The organism is Pseudomonas sp. B8(2017), from assembly GCF_002113575.1.
Taxonomy (GTDB): Bacteria; Pseudomonadota; Gammaproteobacteria; order Pseudomonadales; family Pseudomonadaceae; genus Aquipseudomonas; species Aquipseudomonas putida_Z.
In genome coordinates this window covers 1-15,286 of the sequence record NZ_NEIO01000030.1, presented here as the reverse complement: position 1 = coordinate 15,286, position 15,286 = coordinate 1, and the positions used below count along the sequence as shown (strand labels likewise).

16 protein-coding genes are annotated in these 15,286 nt (G+C 63.8%); 7 read left to right on the top strand and 9 right to left on the bottom strand.

Going from position 1 to position 15,286, the window contains the following annotated elements; genetic code table 11:
• Positions 1–21: 21 nt before the first annotated feature.
• Entirely contained in the window at positions 22–1,032 is a 1,011-nt protein-coding gene (locus tag CAG22_RS25615) for an AraC family transcriptional regulator (protein WP_025338699.1), read from the bottom strand.
• Positions 1,033–1,200: 168 nt separating this feature from the next.
• Here CAG22_RS25615 and CAG22_RS25610 point away from each other — a divergent pair, with 168 nt between their 5' ends.
• Genes CAG22_RS25610 through CAG22_RS25600 form a run of 3 tightly spaced genes read left to right on the top strand, consistent with a single transcriptional unit; the run spans position 1,201 to position 3,841 of the window.
• The gene (locus CAG22_RS25610) at positions 1,201–2,385 is read left to right on the top strand and encodes an acetyl-CoA C-acyltransferase family protein (protein ID WP_085706425.1); all 1,185 of its coding nucleotides are present in this window, start codon (positions 1,201–1,203) and stop codon (positions 2,383–2,385) included.
• 13 nt (positions 2,386–2,398) lie between these two features.
• A complete protein-coding gene (locus tag CAG22_RS25605; RefSeq protein ID WP_025338697.1) occupies positions 2,399–3,247 on the top strand; it encodes a 3-hydroxybutyryl-CoA dehydrogenase in 849 nt (282 codons plus the stop codon).
• A gap of 12 nt (positions 3,248–3,259) precedes the next feature.
• Positions 3,260–3,841, top strand: coding sequence for a TetR/AcrR family transcriptional regulator (locus CAG22_RS25600; RefSeq protein ID WP_085615205.1), 582 nt, complete (start codon positions 3,260–3,262; stop codon positions 3,839–3,841).
• A gap of 109 nt (positions 3,842–3,950) precedes the next feature.
• Here the strand turns inward: CAG22_RS25600 and CAG22_RS25595 are convergent, their stop codons facing one another.
• The 5 genes from CAG22_RS25595 to CAG22_RS25575 are packed head-to-tail and all read right to left on the bottom strand — an operon-like array spanning position 3,951 to position 10,450.
• Positions 3,951–4,328 carry a response regulator gene (locus CAG22_RS25595; RefSeq protein ID WP_085591025.1) on the bottom strand — a complete coding sequence of 126 codons (378 nt, stop codon included), beginning with the start codon at positions 4,326–4,328 and terminating at the stop codon, positions 3,951–3,953.
• Positions 4,329–4,372: 44 nt separating this feature from the next.
• Positions 4,373–5,599: a hybrid sensor histidine kinase/response regulator gene (locus tag CAG22_RS25590; RefSeq protein ID WP_025338695.1), complete on the bottom strand. Its 1,227-nt coding sequence runs from the start codon at positions 5,597–5,599 to the stop codon at positions 4,373–4,375.
• Positions 5,593–6,168: a chemotaxis protein CheB gene (locus CAG22_RS25585; RefSeq protein ID WP_085591023.1), complete on the bottom strand. Its 576-nt coding sequence runs from the start codon at positions 6,166–6,168 to the stop codon at positions 5,593–5,595. The genes CAG22_RS25590 and CAG22_RS25585 overlap by 7 nt, the downstream gene beginning before the upstream one ends.
• The gene (locus CAG22_RS25580; protein ID WP_003259474.1) at positions 6,165–6,986 is read right to left on the bottom strand and encodes a protein-glutamate O-methyltransferase CheR; all 822 of its coding nucleotides are present in this window, start codon (positions 6,984–6,986) and stop codon (positions 6,165–6,167) included. The genes CAG22_RS25585 and CAG22_RS25580 overlap by 4 nt, the downstream gene beginning before the upstream one ends.
• Positions 6,983–10,450, bottom strand: coding sequence for a response regulator (locus CAG22_RS25575; protein ID WP_085706424.1), 3,468 nt, complete (start codon positions 10,448–10,450; stop codon positions 6,983–6,985). The genes CAG22_RS25580 and CAG22_RS25575 overlap by 4 nt, the downstream gene beginning before the upstream one ends.
• Before the next feature lie 249 nt (positions 10,451–10,699).
• On the opposite strand from CAG22_RS25575, the gene CAG22_RS25565 reads away from it, so the two are divergent.
• Positions 10,700–11,050 carry a response regulator gene (locus CAG22_RS25565; protein WP_085692913.1) on the top strand — a complete coding sequence of 117 codons (351 nt, stop codon included), beginning with the start codon at positions 10,700–10,702 and terminating at the stop codon, positions 11,048–11,050.
• Positions 11,051–11,170: 120 nt separating this feature from the next.
• Here CAG22_RS25565 and cobF read toward each other — a convergent pair whose 3' ends face one another.
• The gene (gene cobF, locus CAG22_RS25560) at positions 11,171–11,920 is read right to left on the bottom strand and encodes a precorrin-6A synthase (deacetylating) (RefSeq protein ID WP_085591014.1); all 750 of its coding nucleotides are present in this window, start codon (positions 11,918–11,920) and stop codon (positions 11,171–11,173) included.
• Positions 11,921–11,987: 67 nt separating this feature from the next.
• Positions 11,988–13,277, bottom strand: coding sequence for an OprD family porin (locus tag CAG22_RS25555; protein ID WP_085591012.1), 1,290 nt, complete (start codon positions 13,275–13,277; stop codon positions 11,988–11,990).
• Between the two features lie 361 nt (positions 13,278–13,638).
• Here CAG22_RS25555 and CAG22_RS25550 point away from each other — a divergent pair, with 361 nt between their 5' ends.
• The 3 genes from CAG22_RS25550 (at position 13,639) to CAG22_RS25540 (ending at position 15,091) form a co-directional block, all read left to right on the top strand.
• Entirely contained in the window at positions 13,639–13,998 is a 360-nt protein-coding gene (locus tag CAG22_RS25550) for a histone-like nucleoid-structuring protein, MvaT/MvaU family (protein ID WP_015270810.1), read from the top strand.
• Between the two features lie 225 nt (positions 13,999–14,223).
• Complete coding sequence (gene gloA / locus CAG22_RS25545) at positions 14,224–14,751, top strand: lactoylglutathione lyase (protein WP_085591009.1); 528 nt, start codon at positions 14,224–14,226, stop codon at positions 14,749–14,751.
• Between the two features lie 97 nt (positions 14,752–14,848).
• On the top strand, positions 14,849–15,091 hold the full coding sequence (locus tag CAG22_RS25540) for a hypothetical protein (protein WP_013973119.1): 243 nt from the start codon (positions 14,849–14,851) through the stop codon (positions 15,089–15,091).
• Positions 15,092–15,171: 80 nt separating this feature from the next.
• Here CAG22_RS25540 and CAG22_RS25535 read toward each other — a convergent pair.
• Positions 15,172–15,286: IS3 family transposase (locus CAG22_RS25535; protein WP_139833478.1), on the bottom strand; the 115-nt coding region annotated here is incomplete at its 5' end.

Genomic DNA, 15,286 nt, shown 5'->3' with positions numbered 1-15,286 from the left:
GAGGCCCGCACAGGCAACATCTCAACGCCCGGCCAACCGCGCCCGGTAGCTCCCGGGGCTCTGCCCGGTCCATTTCTTGAACGCCCGGTGAAACGCACTGGGCTCCTGGAACCCGGTCTGCTCGGCAATCTCGGCAATACTCAGTTCCCCTTCGCGCAACCGCTCGAAGGCCATTGCCCGGCGCACCTCATCCTTGATCTGCTGGTACGAACGCCCTTCCCGCTCCAGCTGCCGACGGAAAGTACTGGCACTGACCCCCTGCTGCTGCGCCAGCGCCGCCAGCGTCGGCCACTGCCCATAGCGCCGCGCCCGCAGGTGCCGGTACACCTCGGCCACCAGCCCGTTCTGGTTGCGAAAGCGAATCACCAGCCCCTGCGGCGCGCTGCGCAGGAAGGTTTTCAGGGCCGCCACATCCTGCACCACCGGCAGGCGCAGGTAGGCGCTGTCGAACTCCACCTCGGTGCGCCCGCTGCCCAGGCGCAGGTCCGGCCCCCACAGCAGCAGGTCGTCCTCCTGGGCCGGGCGCGACACCGCCAGCTCGGTGCGGTCGATGGCGATCCGCCGCCCGGCCAGCCAGCACAGCATGCCGATCATCAGCACCAGGTAGGTTTCCTCGGCATACACCCGGGTCAGCGGGTCAGCGATGCTCGACTGCACACTGATCAGCGCCCGCCCGCCACGCAGCGTCAGGCTGCCGCGCAAATCACGCAGAAACAGGCCAAAACCGCCCATGCACTGGCGCAAGGCCTTTTCCAGGTTCGGCTCCAGGATCAGGCCCCGGCAGATCAGGGCGAAACTGCCCGGCGGCATGCCGTGGCTGTCGAGGCGGAAGAACTCGTCGTCCAGGCGCTGGATCAGCGCCAGCCACAGCTGGGCGAAGGCCTTGGCCGGTACACGGGCCTGGGGCTGCTCGAGCAGTTGCGGGTCGATGCCCACCGCACGCAGCTGCGCATCGCGTTCGGCGGGGCAGTCGCGCAGGGCGTGGAGCATGGCATTGAGGAAGTACACGGCGACCGAATCGCTATCGCGCATGGCGGTTTTCGCTGTCTATGCTGAGTGGCAAAAAGTGCCAGGTTGTCTGAACAGTTCCGGCATAGGCTGCAACAGAGCCTTTGCCTAGACTCGGTCCCACTCCGGGATCGTCGGCCATTCTCGCAGAGCCTGGCCCAGTCCCGCCATGCCTTCGCAATCGGAGCCCCTATGAGCAGCGCAGAAATCTACGTCGTCAGTGCCGTCCGTTCAGCCATTGGTGGCTTTGGCGGTTCCCTCAAGGACCTGCCGCTGGCCGACCTGGCCAGCGCCATCACCCGCGCCGCCATCGAGCGCTCGGGCGTGGCCGCCGAGCAAGTCGGCCACCTGGTGATGGGCACGGTGATCCCCACCGAACCGCGTGACGCCTACCTGGCCCGCGTAGCGGCAATGAACGCCGGCATCCCCAAGGAAACCCCGGCATTCAACGTCAACCGCCTGTGCGGCTCGGGCCTGCAGGCCATCGTCTCGGCAGCCCAATGCCTGCTGCTCGGCGACACCGATGTGGCCGTGGCAGCCGGCGCCGAATCCATGAGCCGTGGCCCGTACCTGCTGCCGCAGGCACGCTGGGGCGCTCGCATGGGTGACCTGCAAGGCATCGACTACACCGTCGGCGTGCTGCAGGACCCGTTCGAACACTTCCATATGGGCATCACTGCCGAGAACGTTGCGGCCAAGCACGGCATTACCCGCGAAATGCAGGACGAACTGGCCCTGACCAGCCAGCGCCGCGCCGCCCGCGCCATTGCCGAAGGCCGCTTCGCCAGCCAGATCGTCCCGCTGGAACTGAAAACCCGCAAGGGCAGCGTGCAGTTCAGCACCGACGAGCATGTGCGTGGCGAAGTGACCGCCGAGCAACTGGCGGGGATGAAGACCGTGTTCAAGAAAGACGGCACCGTTACCGCCGGCAACGCCAGTGGCATCAACGACGGCGCTGGCGGCCTGGTACTGGCCAGTGGTGATGCGGTGCGCCGCCTGGGCCTGAAGCCGCTGGCACGCCTGGTGGGCTACGCCCATGCCGGTGTCGAGCCTGAACTGATGGGCCTGGGCCCGATCCCGGCCACCCGCAAGGTGCTGGAGAAGACCGGCCTGAAGGTGCAGGACCTGGACGTGATCGAGTCCAACGAAGCGTTCGCCGCCCAGGCCTGCGCCGTGGCTCGCGAACTGGGCTTCGACCCAGAAAAGGTCAACCCCAACGGCTCGGGCATTTCCCTGGGTCACCCGGTGGGCGCCACCGGCGCGATCATCGCCACCAAGGCCATCCATGAGCTGCATCGCATCCAGGGCCGCTACGCCCTGGCCACCATGTGCATCGGCGGTGGCCAAGGCATCGCCGTGGTCTTCGAGCGCGTCTGAGGGAGACTGACACATGAGCATTGAACAGATTGCCGTGATCGGCGCCGGCACCATGGGCAACGGCATTGCCCAGGTGTGTGCCGTGGCCGGCTACCAGGTACTGCTGGTGGATGTTTCCGACGCTGCGCTGGAGCGCGGCGTGGCCACCTTGAGCAAGAACCTCGAGCGCCAGGTCGGCAAAGGCACCCTCGACGCCGACAAGGCGGCAGCCGCCCGCACGCGCATTCGCACCAGCACCGACTACACCCAGTTGAGCGGCGCGCAGCTGGTGATCGAGGCCGCCACCGAGAACCTGCAGCTCAAGCAGCGCATCCTGCAGCAGGTGGCGGCCAACGTCGCCGCCGACTGCCTGATCGCCACCAACACCTCGTCGCTGTCGGTCACCCAGCTGGCGGCCAGCATCGAGCACCCCGAGCGCTTCATTGGCGTGCACTTCTTCAACCCGGTGCCGATGATGGCGCTGGTCGAGATCATTCGCGGCCTGCAGACCAGCGACAGCACCTACGCCCAGGCGCTGGTGGTGACCGAAAAGGTCGGCAAGACCCCGATCACCGCCGGCAACCGCCCGGGCTTCGTGGTCAACCGCATTCTGGTGCCGATGATCAACGAAGCGATCTTCGTGCGCCAGGAAGGCCTGGCCAGTGCCGAGGACATCGACACCGGCATGCGCCTGGGCTGCAACCAGCCGATCGGCCCGCTGGCCCTGGCCGACCTGATCGGCCTGGACACCCTGCTGGCGATCATGGAGGCCTTCCATGAAGGCTTCAACGACAGCAAGTACCGCCCTGCCCCGTTGCTCAAGGAAATGGTCGCGGCCGGTTGGCTGGGGCGCAAGAGCGGCCGCGGTTTCTTCACCTACTGAGGAGCGAACGCCATGCCCCCGGTCAATGCCGCGATGCGCTGTGCCAACTTTGAAGAGCGACGTGACCGGGCCATGGCACTGTTTGCCGAAAAGGGCTTTGGCCAGGTCAGCATGCGCGAGCTGGCGGCCCATGTGGGGCTTACCGCCGGCTCGCTGTACCACCACTTTCCCAGCAAGCAGGACTTGTTGTTCGACCTGATCGAGGAGTTGTACGAGGAGTTGCAGGCCACCCTGGACCAGGGGCGCCGGGCCATGGCGCGCGGGGCGTCGGCGTTGAGCTGCCTGATTGCCGCGCACTGGCAGCTGCATGCCGAGCGGCCCATGCAGTTTCGCCTGGCAGAGCGCGATTTCTGTTGCCTGAGCGAAGACCAGCAGGCGCGCCTGGCCTTGCTGCGCAAGCGCTATGAGGCGGGGTTGCTGAGGTTGATCGCACCGCAGGCGAAGTTGCAGGGGCAGGCCCTGGTGGCCACGGCGCATGTGGTGGCGACGCTGCTGAACCAGTTACCGGGGCTGTTGAAGGCCTTGCCCGAAGAACAGGGGCTGGGGTTGATGGAAAGCATGCTGGTGGGTGGGCTGGAGCGGACACTGCGCTAGCCTGTTCCGGCCCTATCGCCGGCAAGCCAGCTCCCACAGGTACACCACAAGCCTGAAGACCTGTGGTGTACCTGTGGGAGCTGGCTTGCCGGCGATAGGGCCATCAGCTTTAACGCAACAGGAACTGGATCTGCTCGTGCAAGGTATCCAGGTCGAACGGCTTGGCCAGGATCGGGGCCTTGCGGGTGATCGGGCTGCCGGATTCGAGAATCTCTGCCGGGTAGCCGCTGATGAAGATCACCTTCAGGTCCGGCCGCAATTTCACCGCCGGCTCGGCAATGTCCACCCCGGAAATCCCGCCCGGCAAGCGGAAGTCCGTCACCATCAGGTCGAGGTGCGGCTTGCTCGCCAGGATCGCGAACGCCTGCTCGCCATCCTCGGCCACCAGCACGTGGTAGCCCTCGCCTGCCAGGTAATCACGCAGGATCATGCGAATCGCCGGTTCGTCCTCGACCACCAGTACTACATCTTGTGCATCTTCACTCATGTCAACGCCTTGAAATACTTACAGCTGGCCATCAGACCCCAGGCTCAGGCAGAGGTTGCCCGTGCCTGGTCGTTTTGTTGTTCGTAAGTTGCCAGTGGCAACTGCAAGGTAAAGGTGGCGCCTTTGCCCTCTTCACTCTCCACCAGTATGCGCCCGCCGTGGGCCTGGACGATCTGCTCCGATATGTACAGCCCCAGGCCCAACCCACCACTGGCCTGCTGGGTGGCGACCCGCTCGAACTGCTGGAAGATGCGCTGCTGGTTGGCCACGCAGATGCCGATGCCATGGTCCTGCACCTGCACGCAGGCCAGGCCGTCCTGCTCGAACACCCGCACCTGCACCGGTTTGCGCTCACCATAACGCAAGGCATTGGACAACAGGTTGGCCAGCACCTGCTCGATGCGAAACTCGTCCCACTCACCCCGCAGCGGCTCGCAGCGTTGCAACTCGAAATGGGTATCCAGTGCGCTGGCCTGGGCAGCAAAGTTCTCCACCAGGCCGCGCACCAGCTGGCCCAGGTCGAACGCCTTGGGCCGCAGCGACAGTTTGCCGGTGCGGATGCGCGATACATCGAGCATGTCTTCGACCAGGCGGATCAGGCTGTTGATCTGCCGCTCGTCGCGCTCGACCATGGCCTGCAGCTTGTCGCCGCTGAAGGCGGCAAGGTTGCCGCGTGCCAGGTGCAGCTTGCGCAGCTGGGTTTCCAGGATCAGGCCATTGAGCGGGGTGCGCACCTCGTGGGACACGATCGACATGAAGTCATCGCGCATGCGCACGGCATGCTCCAGTTCACCCCGCGCCGTTTGCAGCTGGGCCAGCAGCAGCTCCTGCTCCTGGCGGCTGCGTTCCAGGGCCTGCAACTGGCGGTCGAGCACCTTGCGCTGGCGGTACAGGTCGACGAAGACCGACACCTTGCTCTTCACCGCCAGGGTGTCGAGCGGCTTGTACAGAAAGTCCACCGCGCCGCTTTCATAGCCCTTGAACGCGTAGTTCATCTCGCGCCCGGCGGCAGTGACGAACACGATGGGGATGTTGCGGGTCTTTTCCGTGCCGCGCATCAGCTCGGCCAGCTCGAAACCGTTCATGCCCGGCATCTGCACGTCGAGGATGGCCAGGGCGAACTCGTGCTCGAGCAACAGCGACAACGCTGCCTCGGCCGACTGGGCCTGGTGCACCTCGCGGTCTTGGCCCTGGATCAGGGCGTCGAGGGCCAGCAGGTTTTCTGGCAGGTCGTCGACGATCAGCAGTTTGGCGATGGTGTGGCTTAGCATGCGCTGGGTTCCAGGGCGGCGAGCAATCGCTCGATGCCACTCAGAGAAAGAATATGGTCGGGCTGGTGCAGGGCCAGTGCGGCCTCCGGCATCAGCGCCACCTGTGCGTCGCAAGGGTCCTGGACCACGGTCCGGCCCCCGTTGTGCTTGATATAGGCCAGGCCTTCGGCGCCATCTTCATTGGCCCCGGTGAGCAGCATGCCCAGCAGGCCGGCACCATAGGCATCGGCCGCCGACATGAACAAGTAGTCGATCGCCGGCCGGGAGAAATGCACCGGCGGCTCCTGGCTCAACGACAGGGTCAGGTCACGCTCCACCGACAGGTGGTAACCCGGCCCGGCCACGTAGATCTGCCCGGCGCGCAGCGGCTGCTTGTCGCGGGCCTCGCACACTGGCCGCCGCAGGCGGCGCTGCAGCACCTCGGCCAGCTGGCTGTGGCGGTCATCGGGCAGGTGCAGCACGCAAATTACCGGGATGGCGAAGCCGGCCGGCAACGCGCCCAGCACGCTGAACAGCGCCGTCACGCCGCCCGCCGAGGCGCCGACCACCATCGCGCGTACGCCTTTCATGACTTGCGGTAGATCCGTTCGGGCTTGACCAGCGGCTCGAAGCGCTCGCTGTAGGCGGAAAAATCCACCGATTCCTTGCTGCCCAGCACCAGGAAGCCGCGGTGGCACAGGGACTCGTGGAACAGGCCCAGGGCGCGGTCCTGAAGTTCCTTGTTGAAGTAGATGAGCACGTTGCGGCACGACACCAGCTGGGTTTCGGAAAACACGCTGTCGGTGGCCAGGCTGTGGTCGGCGAAGGTCACGTTGTCACGCAGGGTGCTGTCCATGATGGCGTTGCCGTAGGCCGCCGTGTAGTACTCGGCAAAGTCCCGCCGGCCGCCGGCGATGCGATAGTTTTCGGCGTACTCGCGCATGCTCTGCATCGAGTAGATGCCCTGCTTGGCCTTGTCCAGCGAATGCGGGTTGATGTCGGTGGCGTAGATGATGGTGCGCTCCAGCAGGCCCTCCTCGCGCAGCAGGATGGCCATCGAATACACCTCCTCCCCCGTGCTGCAACCGGCAATCCACACCTTGATCGACGGCCAGGTGCGCAGCAGCGGCACCACTTCGTTGCGCAGCGCCAGGTAGTGCCCCGGGTCGCGGAACATCTCGCTGACCGGGATCGTCAGGTACTGCAGCAACTGCATGAACATGCCAGGGTCGTGCAGCACGCGCTCCTGCAGCGCCGACACCGTGAGGCAGTCGAACTGGCGCAGCGCATGCAGGATCCGGCGCTTGATCGACGCGCCGGAATAGTTGCGGAAATCGTAGCTGTACTTGAGGTAGATGGCCTCGATCAGCAAGCGGATTTCGATATCGGTGTTACGTTCGCTAGTCAAATTCGCTCCAGTTGCGGCAGCCACACACGGATCAGCGAGAACAAGCGGTCCAGGTCGATCGGTTTGGCCAGGTAATCGTTGGCGCCGGCCTGCAGGCAACGCTGCTGGTCATCCTTCATCGCCTTGGCGGTCACGGCAATGATCGGCAGCTTGCGCCAGCGCGGTTGCTGGCGGATCAGCCGGGTGGCCTCGAAGCCGTCCATCTCCGGCATCATCACGTCCATCAGCACCAGGTCGATGTCGTCATGCTGCTCCAGGCGCTCGATGGCTTCGCGGCCGTTGCGGCCGATTTCGACGATCGCGCCCTTGTGTTCCAGCGCGCTGGTCAGGGCGAAGATGTTGCGCACGTCGTCGTCCACCAGCAGCACCTTGCGGCCTTCGAATACCTTGTCGCGGCTGCGCGCGGTCTTGAGCATGCGCTGGCGTTCGTTGGACAGCTGCGACTCGACCTTGTGCAGGAACAGCGTCACTTCGTCGAGCAGGCGCTCCGGCGAGCGGGCGCCCTTGATGATGATCGAGCGCGAATACTTGAGCAGGTCGGCTTCTTCTTCGCGGGTCAGGTTGCGCCCGGTATACACGATCACCGGCGGGAAGGCACGGATGTCCTCGGCGGTCATGCGCTTGAGCAGCTCGTTGCCGAGCATGTCGGGCAGCTTGAGGTCGATGATCATGCAGTCGTAGATGTTCTCGCGCAGCAACGCCAGGGCATCCTGGGCCATGGCCACGGCGGTGATCTCGACATCGTCGTCGCCGATCAGGCGGGCAATGCTTTCGCGCTGCAGGTCGTCGTCTTCCACCAGCAGGATGTGCTTGAGCTTCTGGGTCAGCTTGGCCTCCAGGCGGGCGAACACTTCCTTGAGTTGTTCGCGGCTGGTGGGCTTGACCGCGTAGCCGACGGCGCCCATGTGCATGGCAGCCTCGACCCGGTCCTCCACGGAAATGATATGCACCGGAATGTGCCGGGTGCTCGCCTGCTCCTTCAGGCGTTGCAGCACGGTCAGGCCGGAATGGTCGGGCAAACGCATGTCCAGCAGGATGGCATCGGGGATGTACTGGGCGGCCAGCTCGAAGCCCTCGTCGGCGCCCTGCGCCACCAGGCAGCTGTAACCCAGCTCGTGGGCCAAGTCGAAGAGAATGCGGGCGAAGTTCGGTTCGTCCTCGATCACCAGGATGCAGCGGTTGCCGAACGGCGCGCGCTCGCGGTCGTCGGCGAATGCCGGTGCCTGGCGTTTCGGCGCCGCCACCGCCGGTGCCTGCGGCGCGGGTGGCAGGCTGTCGACCGCCGGGCGTAGGCTGAGCGGCTCGATATCCTGCGCCACGCGCTCATAGCGCTCCGGCAGGATCAGGCTGAACACGCTGCCCTGGCCGGGGCTGCTGTCGACGCTGATCTGCCCACCCAGCAGGTGCGCCAGGTCGCGGGAAATGGACAGGCCCAGGCCGGTGCCGCCATAACGGCGGTTGCTGGTGCCATCGACCTGGTGGAAGGCGCCGAAGATCGCCTGCTGCTGGTCGGCGGCGATGCCGATGCCGGTATCGCGCACGGCAAAGACGATGCCTGTGCCAGGCTGGTAACCGATGTTCAGGCTGACCTGGCCGCGCTCGGTGAACTTGATGGCGTTGGACAGCAGGTTCTTGAGGATCTGCTCCAGGCGCTGGCGGTCGGTGAACAGCGTGGCCGGCACCTGCGCCTCGGTGGTCACCTCGAAGGCCAGGCCCTTGTGCCCGGCCAACGGCTCGAACATGCCACGCAGGCCTTCGACCAGGCGTTCCACCTGGGTGCTTTCGGGGCGCACTTCGAGCTTGCCGGCTTCCACCTTGGCGATGTCGAGAATGTCATTGATCAGGTTGAGCAGGTCGTTGCCGGCCGAATAGATGGATTCGGCGAACTTGATCTGCTCGTCGCTGAGGTTGCCCTCGCCGTTCTCCGCCAGCAGCTTGGCCAGGATCAGCGAACTGTTCAGCGGCGTGCGCAGCTCGTGGGACATGTTGGCAAGGAACTCGGACTTGTACTTGCTCGAACGCTGCAGCTCCTCGGCGCGCGCCTGCAGCTCATCCTGGGCCTGGAGCAGTTCGTCATTCTTGCGGTCCAGGGCCTCGGTGCGCTCGGACAATTGCTCGTTGGTCTGCTCCAGTTCCGCCTGCTGGGTTTCCAGATGGGCCTGGGACTCCTTGAGCACGCGGGATTGCTCTTCGAGCTCTTCGTTGGCGGTTTTCAGCTCTTCCTGCTGCACTTGCAGCTCTTCGTTCAGTTGCTGGGTCTCGGCCAGCACTTCCTGCAGGCGCTGCCGGTAGCGGGCGCTTTCGATGGAGATACCGAGGTTGCCACGGACCCGCTGCAGCATCTCTTCGTCACGCTCCTGCAGCGGCCGCAGGAAGCCCAGCTCCAGCACACCGTTGATCTGCCCGTCATCACTGCAGGGCATCAGCATGGCACTGCGCGGCAGGCCCCGCCCCAGGCCGGAACTGAGGTGGAAATAGTCGTCGGGCAAGTCGTCCAGGCGCAGCAGCCGCGCTTCGCGCACGGCCTGGGCCAGCAGGCCTTCGTGATCGCCCAGCACCTGCTCGCGCGCCTGCTCCTCGGCATCCAGGCCATAACTGGCCACACGCACCAGGCGGCCATGCTCGTCACGCACGTACAACGCGCCGACCACGCTGCCCAGGTAGCTGGCGAAGAAACGCAGGATGTTGTCACCGAGCATGGGCAGGGTCAGCTGGCCGAGCACCTGTTCGGCCAGTTGGGTCTGCCCGTTGCGCAGCCAGGCCTGGTGTTCCAGGCGCTCGGCCGCGCGCTGCTGGGCCTTGAAGTTTTCGTCATAGGTACCCGACAGCGCCAATAGGTCGCGCCGCCCGAGGTAGGCCAGCAAGGCACTGAGGCCGACGATGAACAGCACGAAGGACGACATGACCGTGACGGTCACACTGTTGACCCGCTCGTTGCGCGCCATGCGCAACTGTTGTTCGCTGGCGATCAGGTTATCGAACTCCTTGCGGATCTCGTCGGTCAGGCGCTTGCCGCGGCCGTTGCCGATCAAGGCGCGGTAATCACCCTGGCTGCGGCGCAAGTTGATCATCTCGCTGCCGAAGGTGTTCCACGCCTGCTGCAGGGCGATCAGCCGGTCGATGCGTTCGACCTGTTGCGGGTTGTCCTCGACCATGCCGCGCAGGCTCTGCAGGCTGCCGAAGATGCGCGGCTTGGCCACCTCGTAGGGGTCGAGGAAACGCTCGTCGCCAGTGATCAGGAAGCCACGCATGCCGGTTTCCATGTCGATCGACAGTTTGACCGTTTCGTTGGCATTGCCGATCACCCGGTCGGTGTGCTCGACCCACTGCAAGGCCGAAAGCAGGTAGTTGATCACCGCGACGAAGGCAACGGCCCCCAGCAGGCCAACCCCCAGGGGTAGGCCGACGTTGCGGCTCAACAGCTTGCGGAAGCTCCGCTGGTCCATCGAGGCTGCTTGAATCATGTGAAAACGCCCGAGCAAGTAAAGTCCATTGAAAGTGTGGCAAAGCGATCGTTGTAGTTGTCTGCCACTGCTCTGTCCCGTAAAGCGAGTCTAACCAGCTTTGGCGGGTCTGGCAGGGCATTTAGCCAGTATTTGAAGGTGATGTGCGCCAATCGTTCCATCTGATTGCACGGACCGGTATCCTCGGGGAACTTCTGCTGCCATCCGGAGCACAGATTAAAGACATTCATTCTGCACAGGATCGCAACCATGCACCTTCTGGTAGTCGAAGACGACGACATCGTACGCATGCTGATGGTCGAAGTGCTCGACGAGTTGGGCTACACCGTCATCGAAGCGGAGCATGCCAACGCGGCGCTGCGCATTCTCGAGGACCCGAACCAGGCACTGGCGCTGATGATGACCGATGTGGGGCTGCCGGACATGCGTGGCGAAGAGTTGGCGGCCAAGGCGCGCGAACTGCGGCCGCTGTTGCCCGTGCTGTTCGCCAGTGGCTATGCCGAAAGCGTCGACGTACCGGAGGGCATGCACCTCATCGGCAAGCCGTTCAGCATCGACCAGTTGCGGGAGAAGGTGCAGGCCATTCTGGGTAACCCTTGAAATCGGTGTCGCCTGCTTCGCGGGCTTGCCCGCTCCCACAGGGAACGCGCGGCCCCAAAGCTGGCGCTGTACCTGTGGGAGCGGGTTCACCCGCGAAGGGGCCGGAACAGGCAGTACACCTCACAGCTCCCTGCGCAACAGGTAGCTATCCATGATCCACCCCTTGCGCGCCCGCTCCCGCTCACGCACTTCCATTATCTGCGCCTTCACCGCCTGCAACGGCCCGGCAATCAGCACCTCATCCGCGGTCCCCAGGTACGCGCCCCAGTAGATCATCAACGCCGGGTCATCGAGCCGGGCAAACGCGCACTGCCCGTCGAGCATCACCAGCACATTGTCGATCTGCCCCTGCCCGGCCAGGCGCCGCCCTGGCAATACGGTCAACGGCTCACCGATACGATTGAGCGGCACCTGATGGCGCGCCGCCAACGCCTGCACGCTGCTGATGCCCGGAATGACCTGCAGGCGCAGCGCCACACCACGCTCGCGGACCAGGCCAAGGATGCGCAGGGTGCTGTCGTACAGCGTCGGCTCGCCCCACAGCAGAAAGGCGCCGGTTTCCCCAATGCCTAACTCCTGTTCGATCAGTTGGGCATACAGCGCCGCACGCTGCCGGTGCCAGTCCTGCACCGCGCCCAGGTAGTCATCGGCCTGGCCATCGCGTGCAGGGTCGGCGACCTGCACCAGGCGGTAGCCGCCCTCGGGCCGATAGCGTTGCAGGATGGCCTTGCGCAGGTGCACCAGTTCGTCCTTGTCGCCGCCCTTGTCGAGCACGAAGAACACGCTGGCCTGGCGAAGCGCATCGACCGCCTCGTAGGTGACCTGGCGCGGGTCACCCGGGCCGATGCCGATCAACAACAGGTCTTTCATTGCCCTGCCCTTTGCGGGAACCAGCAACCATTGTCAGGTGGCTGCCGGTATTTGGCAAAGCGCCCCGTCAGAAGATGGAGAAGTTGTAGCTGACAATGACCCGTGTCTCGTCCATGTCACGCGCCCACTTTTCATAGTTGCTGCGGTAAGTGGAATTACGCAGGCGCACACTGACGTCCTTGAACGTGCCACTTTGCACCTGGTACTTGAACTCGGTGTCGCGTTCCCATTCTTTGCCTTCGGCCGTGCTGCCCGGCACCTTGATATTGTCACCGTTGATGTAACGGGTGAAGAAAGTCAGGCCGGGCACGCCCAGGGCCTTGAAGTCATAGTCATAACGCACCTGCCAGGAACGTTCCTGGGCGGCGGCGAAGTCGTTGACCTGGGCATAGTTGACCAGGTACGGGTTGGTGCCATCCAGGTATGGCATGGCACTGTCGCCATACATGCGTTGCCAGCCGGCACTGAGCTTGTGGCCACCCAGGCTGTAGCCGAGCATGCCGCTGAACGCGCGATGGTCGATTTCGCCGGCGCGGGCATTGCCGATGTCGTCACTCTTGATCAAGCGCAGGTCTGCCGACAGGCTGCCCACCGCCAATGGCTGGCTGGCCACCAGGCCGAGGAAGTGCTGGCGGTAGATGTTCTCCAGCTTGGACACCTGGTACTGGGCGCTGAAGCGCTCGTTGAAACGGTAATCGACACCGGCCAGGTCAAAGTGGTCAGCCTCGATATCGCAGGCATAGCGCTTGTTCTTGCAATGCACGCGAATGTCCTGGCGGTCGGTGGAATCCCGTGCGGTGTACTTGTCCAGGCGGGCCAGGGTGAACTTCAGGTCGCGCACTTCTTCAGAGGTGAGCATGGCGCCATGGAACATGGTCGGCAGCAGGCGGCCATCGTTGTACTTGAGCAGCGGCACATCCGGCATCATCGAACCGTACTTGAGCACGGTATTGGAAACCTTGACCTTGGCCGCCAGGCCCATCTTCGCGTACTGGTCCGCCGAGTGCCGTGGGTCATGGCCGGAAGACGGCAACAGGCCGCTGTTGCTGTCTGCCGGGCTGGAGTCAAGTTTGAAGCCGAACATGCCCAGCGCATCCACGCCAAAACCTACCGGCCCCTGCGTGTAACCCGACTGCACATTGAGGATGAAACCTTGTGCCCATTCTTCGCGTTTGGACGCACCCTGGCTGGAACTGCTGTGGCCGTCACGAAAATCCCGGTTGAAATAGACATTGCGTGCTTCGACCTTAGCACTGCTGTCTTCAAGAAAACCGGCAGCCTGGGCATTGACGCCGGCACACAACAGGAACAAGCCGGCAACACGACGCCCGGGGGCGATGGGGAAAGGGGCAAACATGGGAGAAAACATCCAGAATCAAGGCGAGTAAACAACCTGTGGCACGTGCTGGCCACGGTACTGCGAAGGGGCCGAACAATAGCCGGCCATCATCTGAAATTATCGCGCGAAGGCTCTGGCACGGGCCATTGGACCATGGTCTAAGCGCACCGCAAGGCAACCGCGGAAAAACCTGACAATACCGCGCGCAAAACTAGGAAAGTTCCCGGCTTACTTACAAAAAGTTTGCAGTTTACCCAGTACCCATGAATGACTACACTCGATATCAGCGAACAGCGGAACCCACCCGCGTGGCCGGCGTTTTTATTCTTCTTCAATGTTCGTCACGCCCTGCCACGACCGACGTACAGGAGTGATTACAGTGTCCAGACTTGCAGAGTTTCGTGCTGCCGAAAAAGCGCTCCAGGAACAGATGGCGCAACTGGAAGCGTTGAAAAAGGATGCCGGCCTCAAACGCGAAATCGAATTCGAGCAGAAACTAGTCGGCCTGATGAAAAGCTACGACAAGAGCCTGCGCGATATCATCGCCATCCTCGACCCGAAGGCAGTGGCCCGGGTTTCCAGTGCAGCGCCCAAGCAACAGCGCCGCGCGCGCGTGGTGAAGGTTTACACCAACCCGCACACCGGCGAGCGGATCGAGACCAAAGGCGGCAACCACCGTGGGCTCAAGGCCTGGAAAGAACAATACGGAGCCGCCACGGTAGAAAGCTGGGTACGCTGATGAAACGTCCACACGTGCTTCACACTTTTTTCACAAGGGCTGGCTCAGTATCGAGACAGCTAAAGGACTAGCGACCCCATCACGCGCCCGCACATGCGGGCCTCTAATTCCAGCGCCCTGCCTCGTGCAGGGCGCTTTCATTTGCGCAATCGGCACACTGCCGTATCATGGCCGGCCTGTCTGTTTTGCCGGCGCCCTGCGCCCGGCCCCGTCTCAGGAGTTCCCATGAGCCTGCATGATCTGCAAACCCTGCCTGGTGTCGCCGCCCAACCGGACGCCGCCACCGCCCAGTTCGTCTTCAACCACACCATGCTGCGGGTCAAGGACATCGAGAAGTCCCTGGACTTCTATACCCGCGTGCTGGGCTTCCGCCTGGTGGACAAGCGCGACTTCCCCGAAGCCGCCTTCAGCCTGTACTTCCTGGCTCTGGTAGACCCGGCGCAGATCCCGGCCGATGACAGCGAACGCCACCAGTGGATGAAGTCGATCCCGGGCGTGCTGGAGCTGACCCACAACCACGGCACCGAAAACGATGCCGAGTTTGCCTACCACAACGGCAACACCGACCCACGCGGCTTTGGCCACATCTGCATCTCGGTACCGGACGTACGCGCCGCCTGCGCACGCTTCGAGGCACTGGACGTACCGTTCCAGAAGCGCCTGCAGGACGGGCGCATGAACCACCTGGCCTTCGTCAAGGACCCGGATGGTTACTGGGTCGAAGTCATCCAGCCGACCGAACTCAAAGGCTGAGCGTTCATCGCGGCTCGCTCGTCGGGCCGGGAACTCCCGGCCCCTTGCTGTGGTATATGAAGGTAACTGCTTCACATGCCACAGCGAGGTAAGGACGATGCAATCTCTTCACTGTGAATATCGCAAGCACACCATCACCGCCAGCGTGATGCCCCACCCCGATTCCCCCCTGCCCTATGCCGCCGGGTGCCTGATCACCGACCCCGACGGGCACACCAGCAGGCGCATGTCGATGCCGATGAAGTTCTTCTCCGACCTCGAGAACGCACAGCATGTGTCGCTGGCCCATGGCCGGGCGCTGGTCGACCAGCAGCTGGATGAAGGGCACAAGGTGTTCTGACCTTGTCGATGCCTGTGCCGGCCTCTTCGCGGGTAAACCCGCTCCCACAGGGTGGACTGCCCCCGAAAAGTTGGACAGTTTTAGCCAGTGGCCTGAGTCCTGTAGCTGACAGGGCTCAGGCCATTGAGTTTCAGCCTGATGCGGTCATGGTTGTAGTAATGGATGTACTCCTCCAGGCCCGCCTTCAGCTGTTCG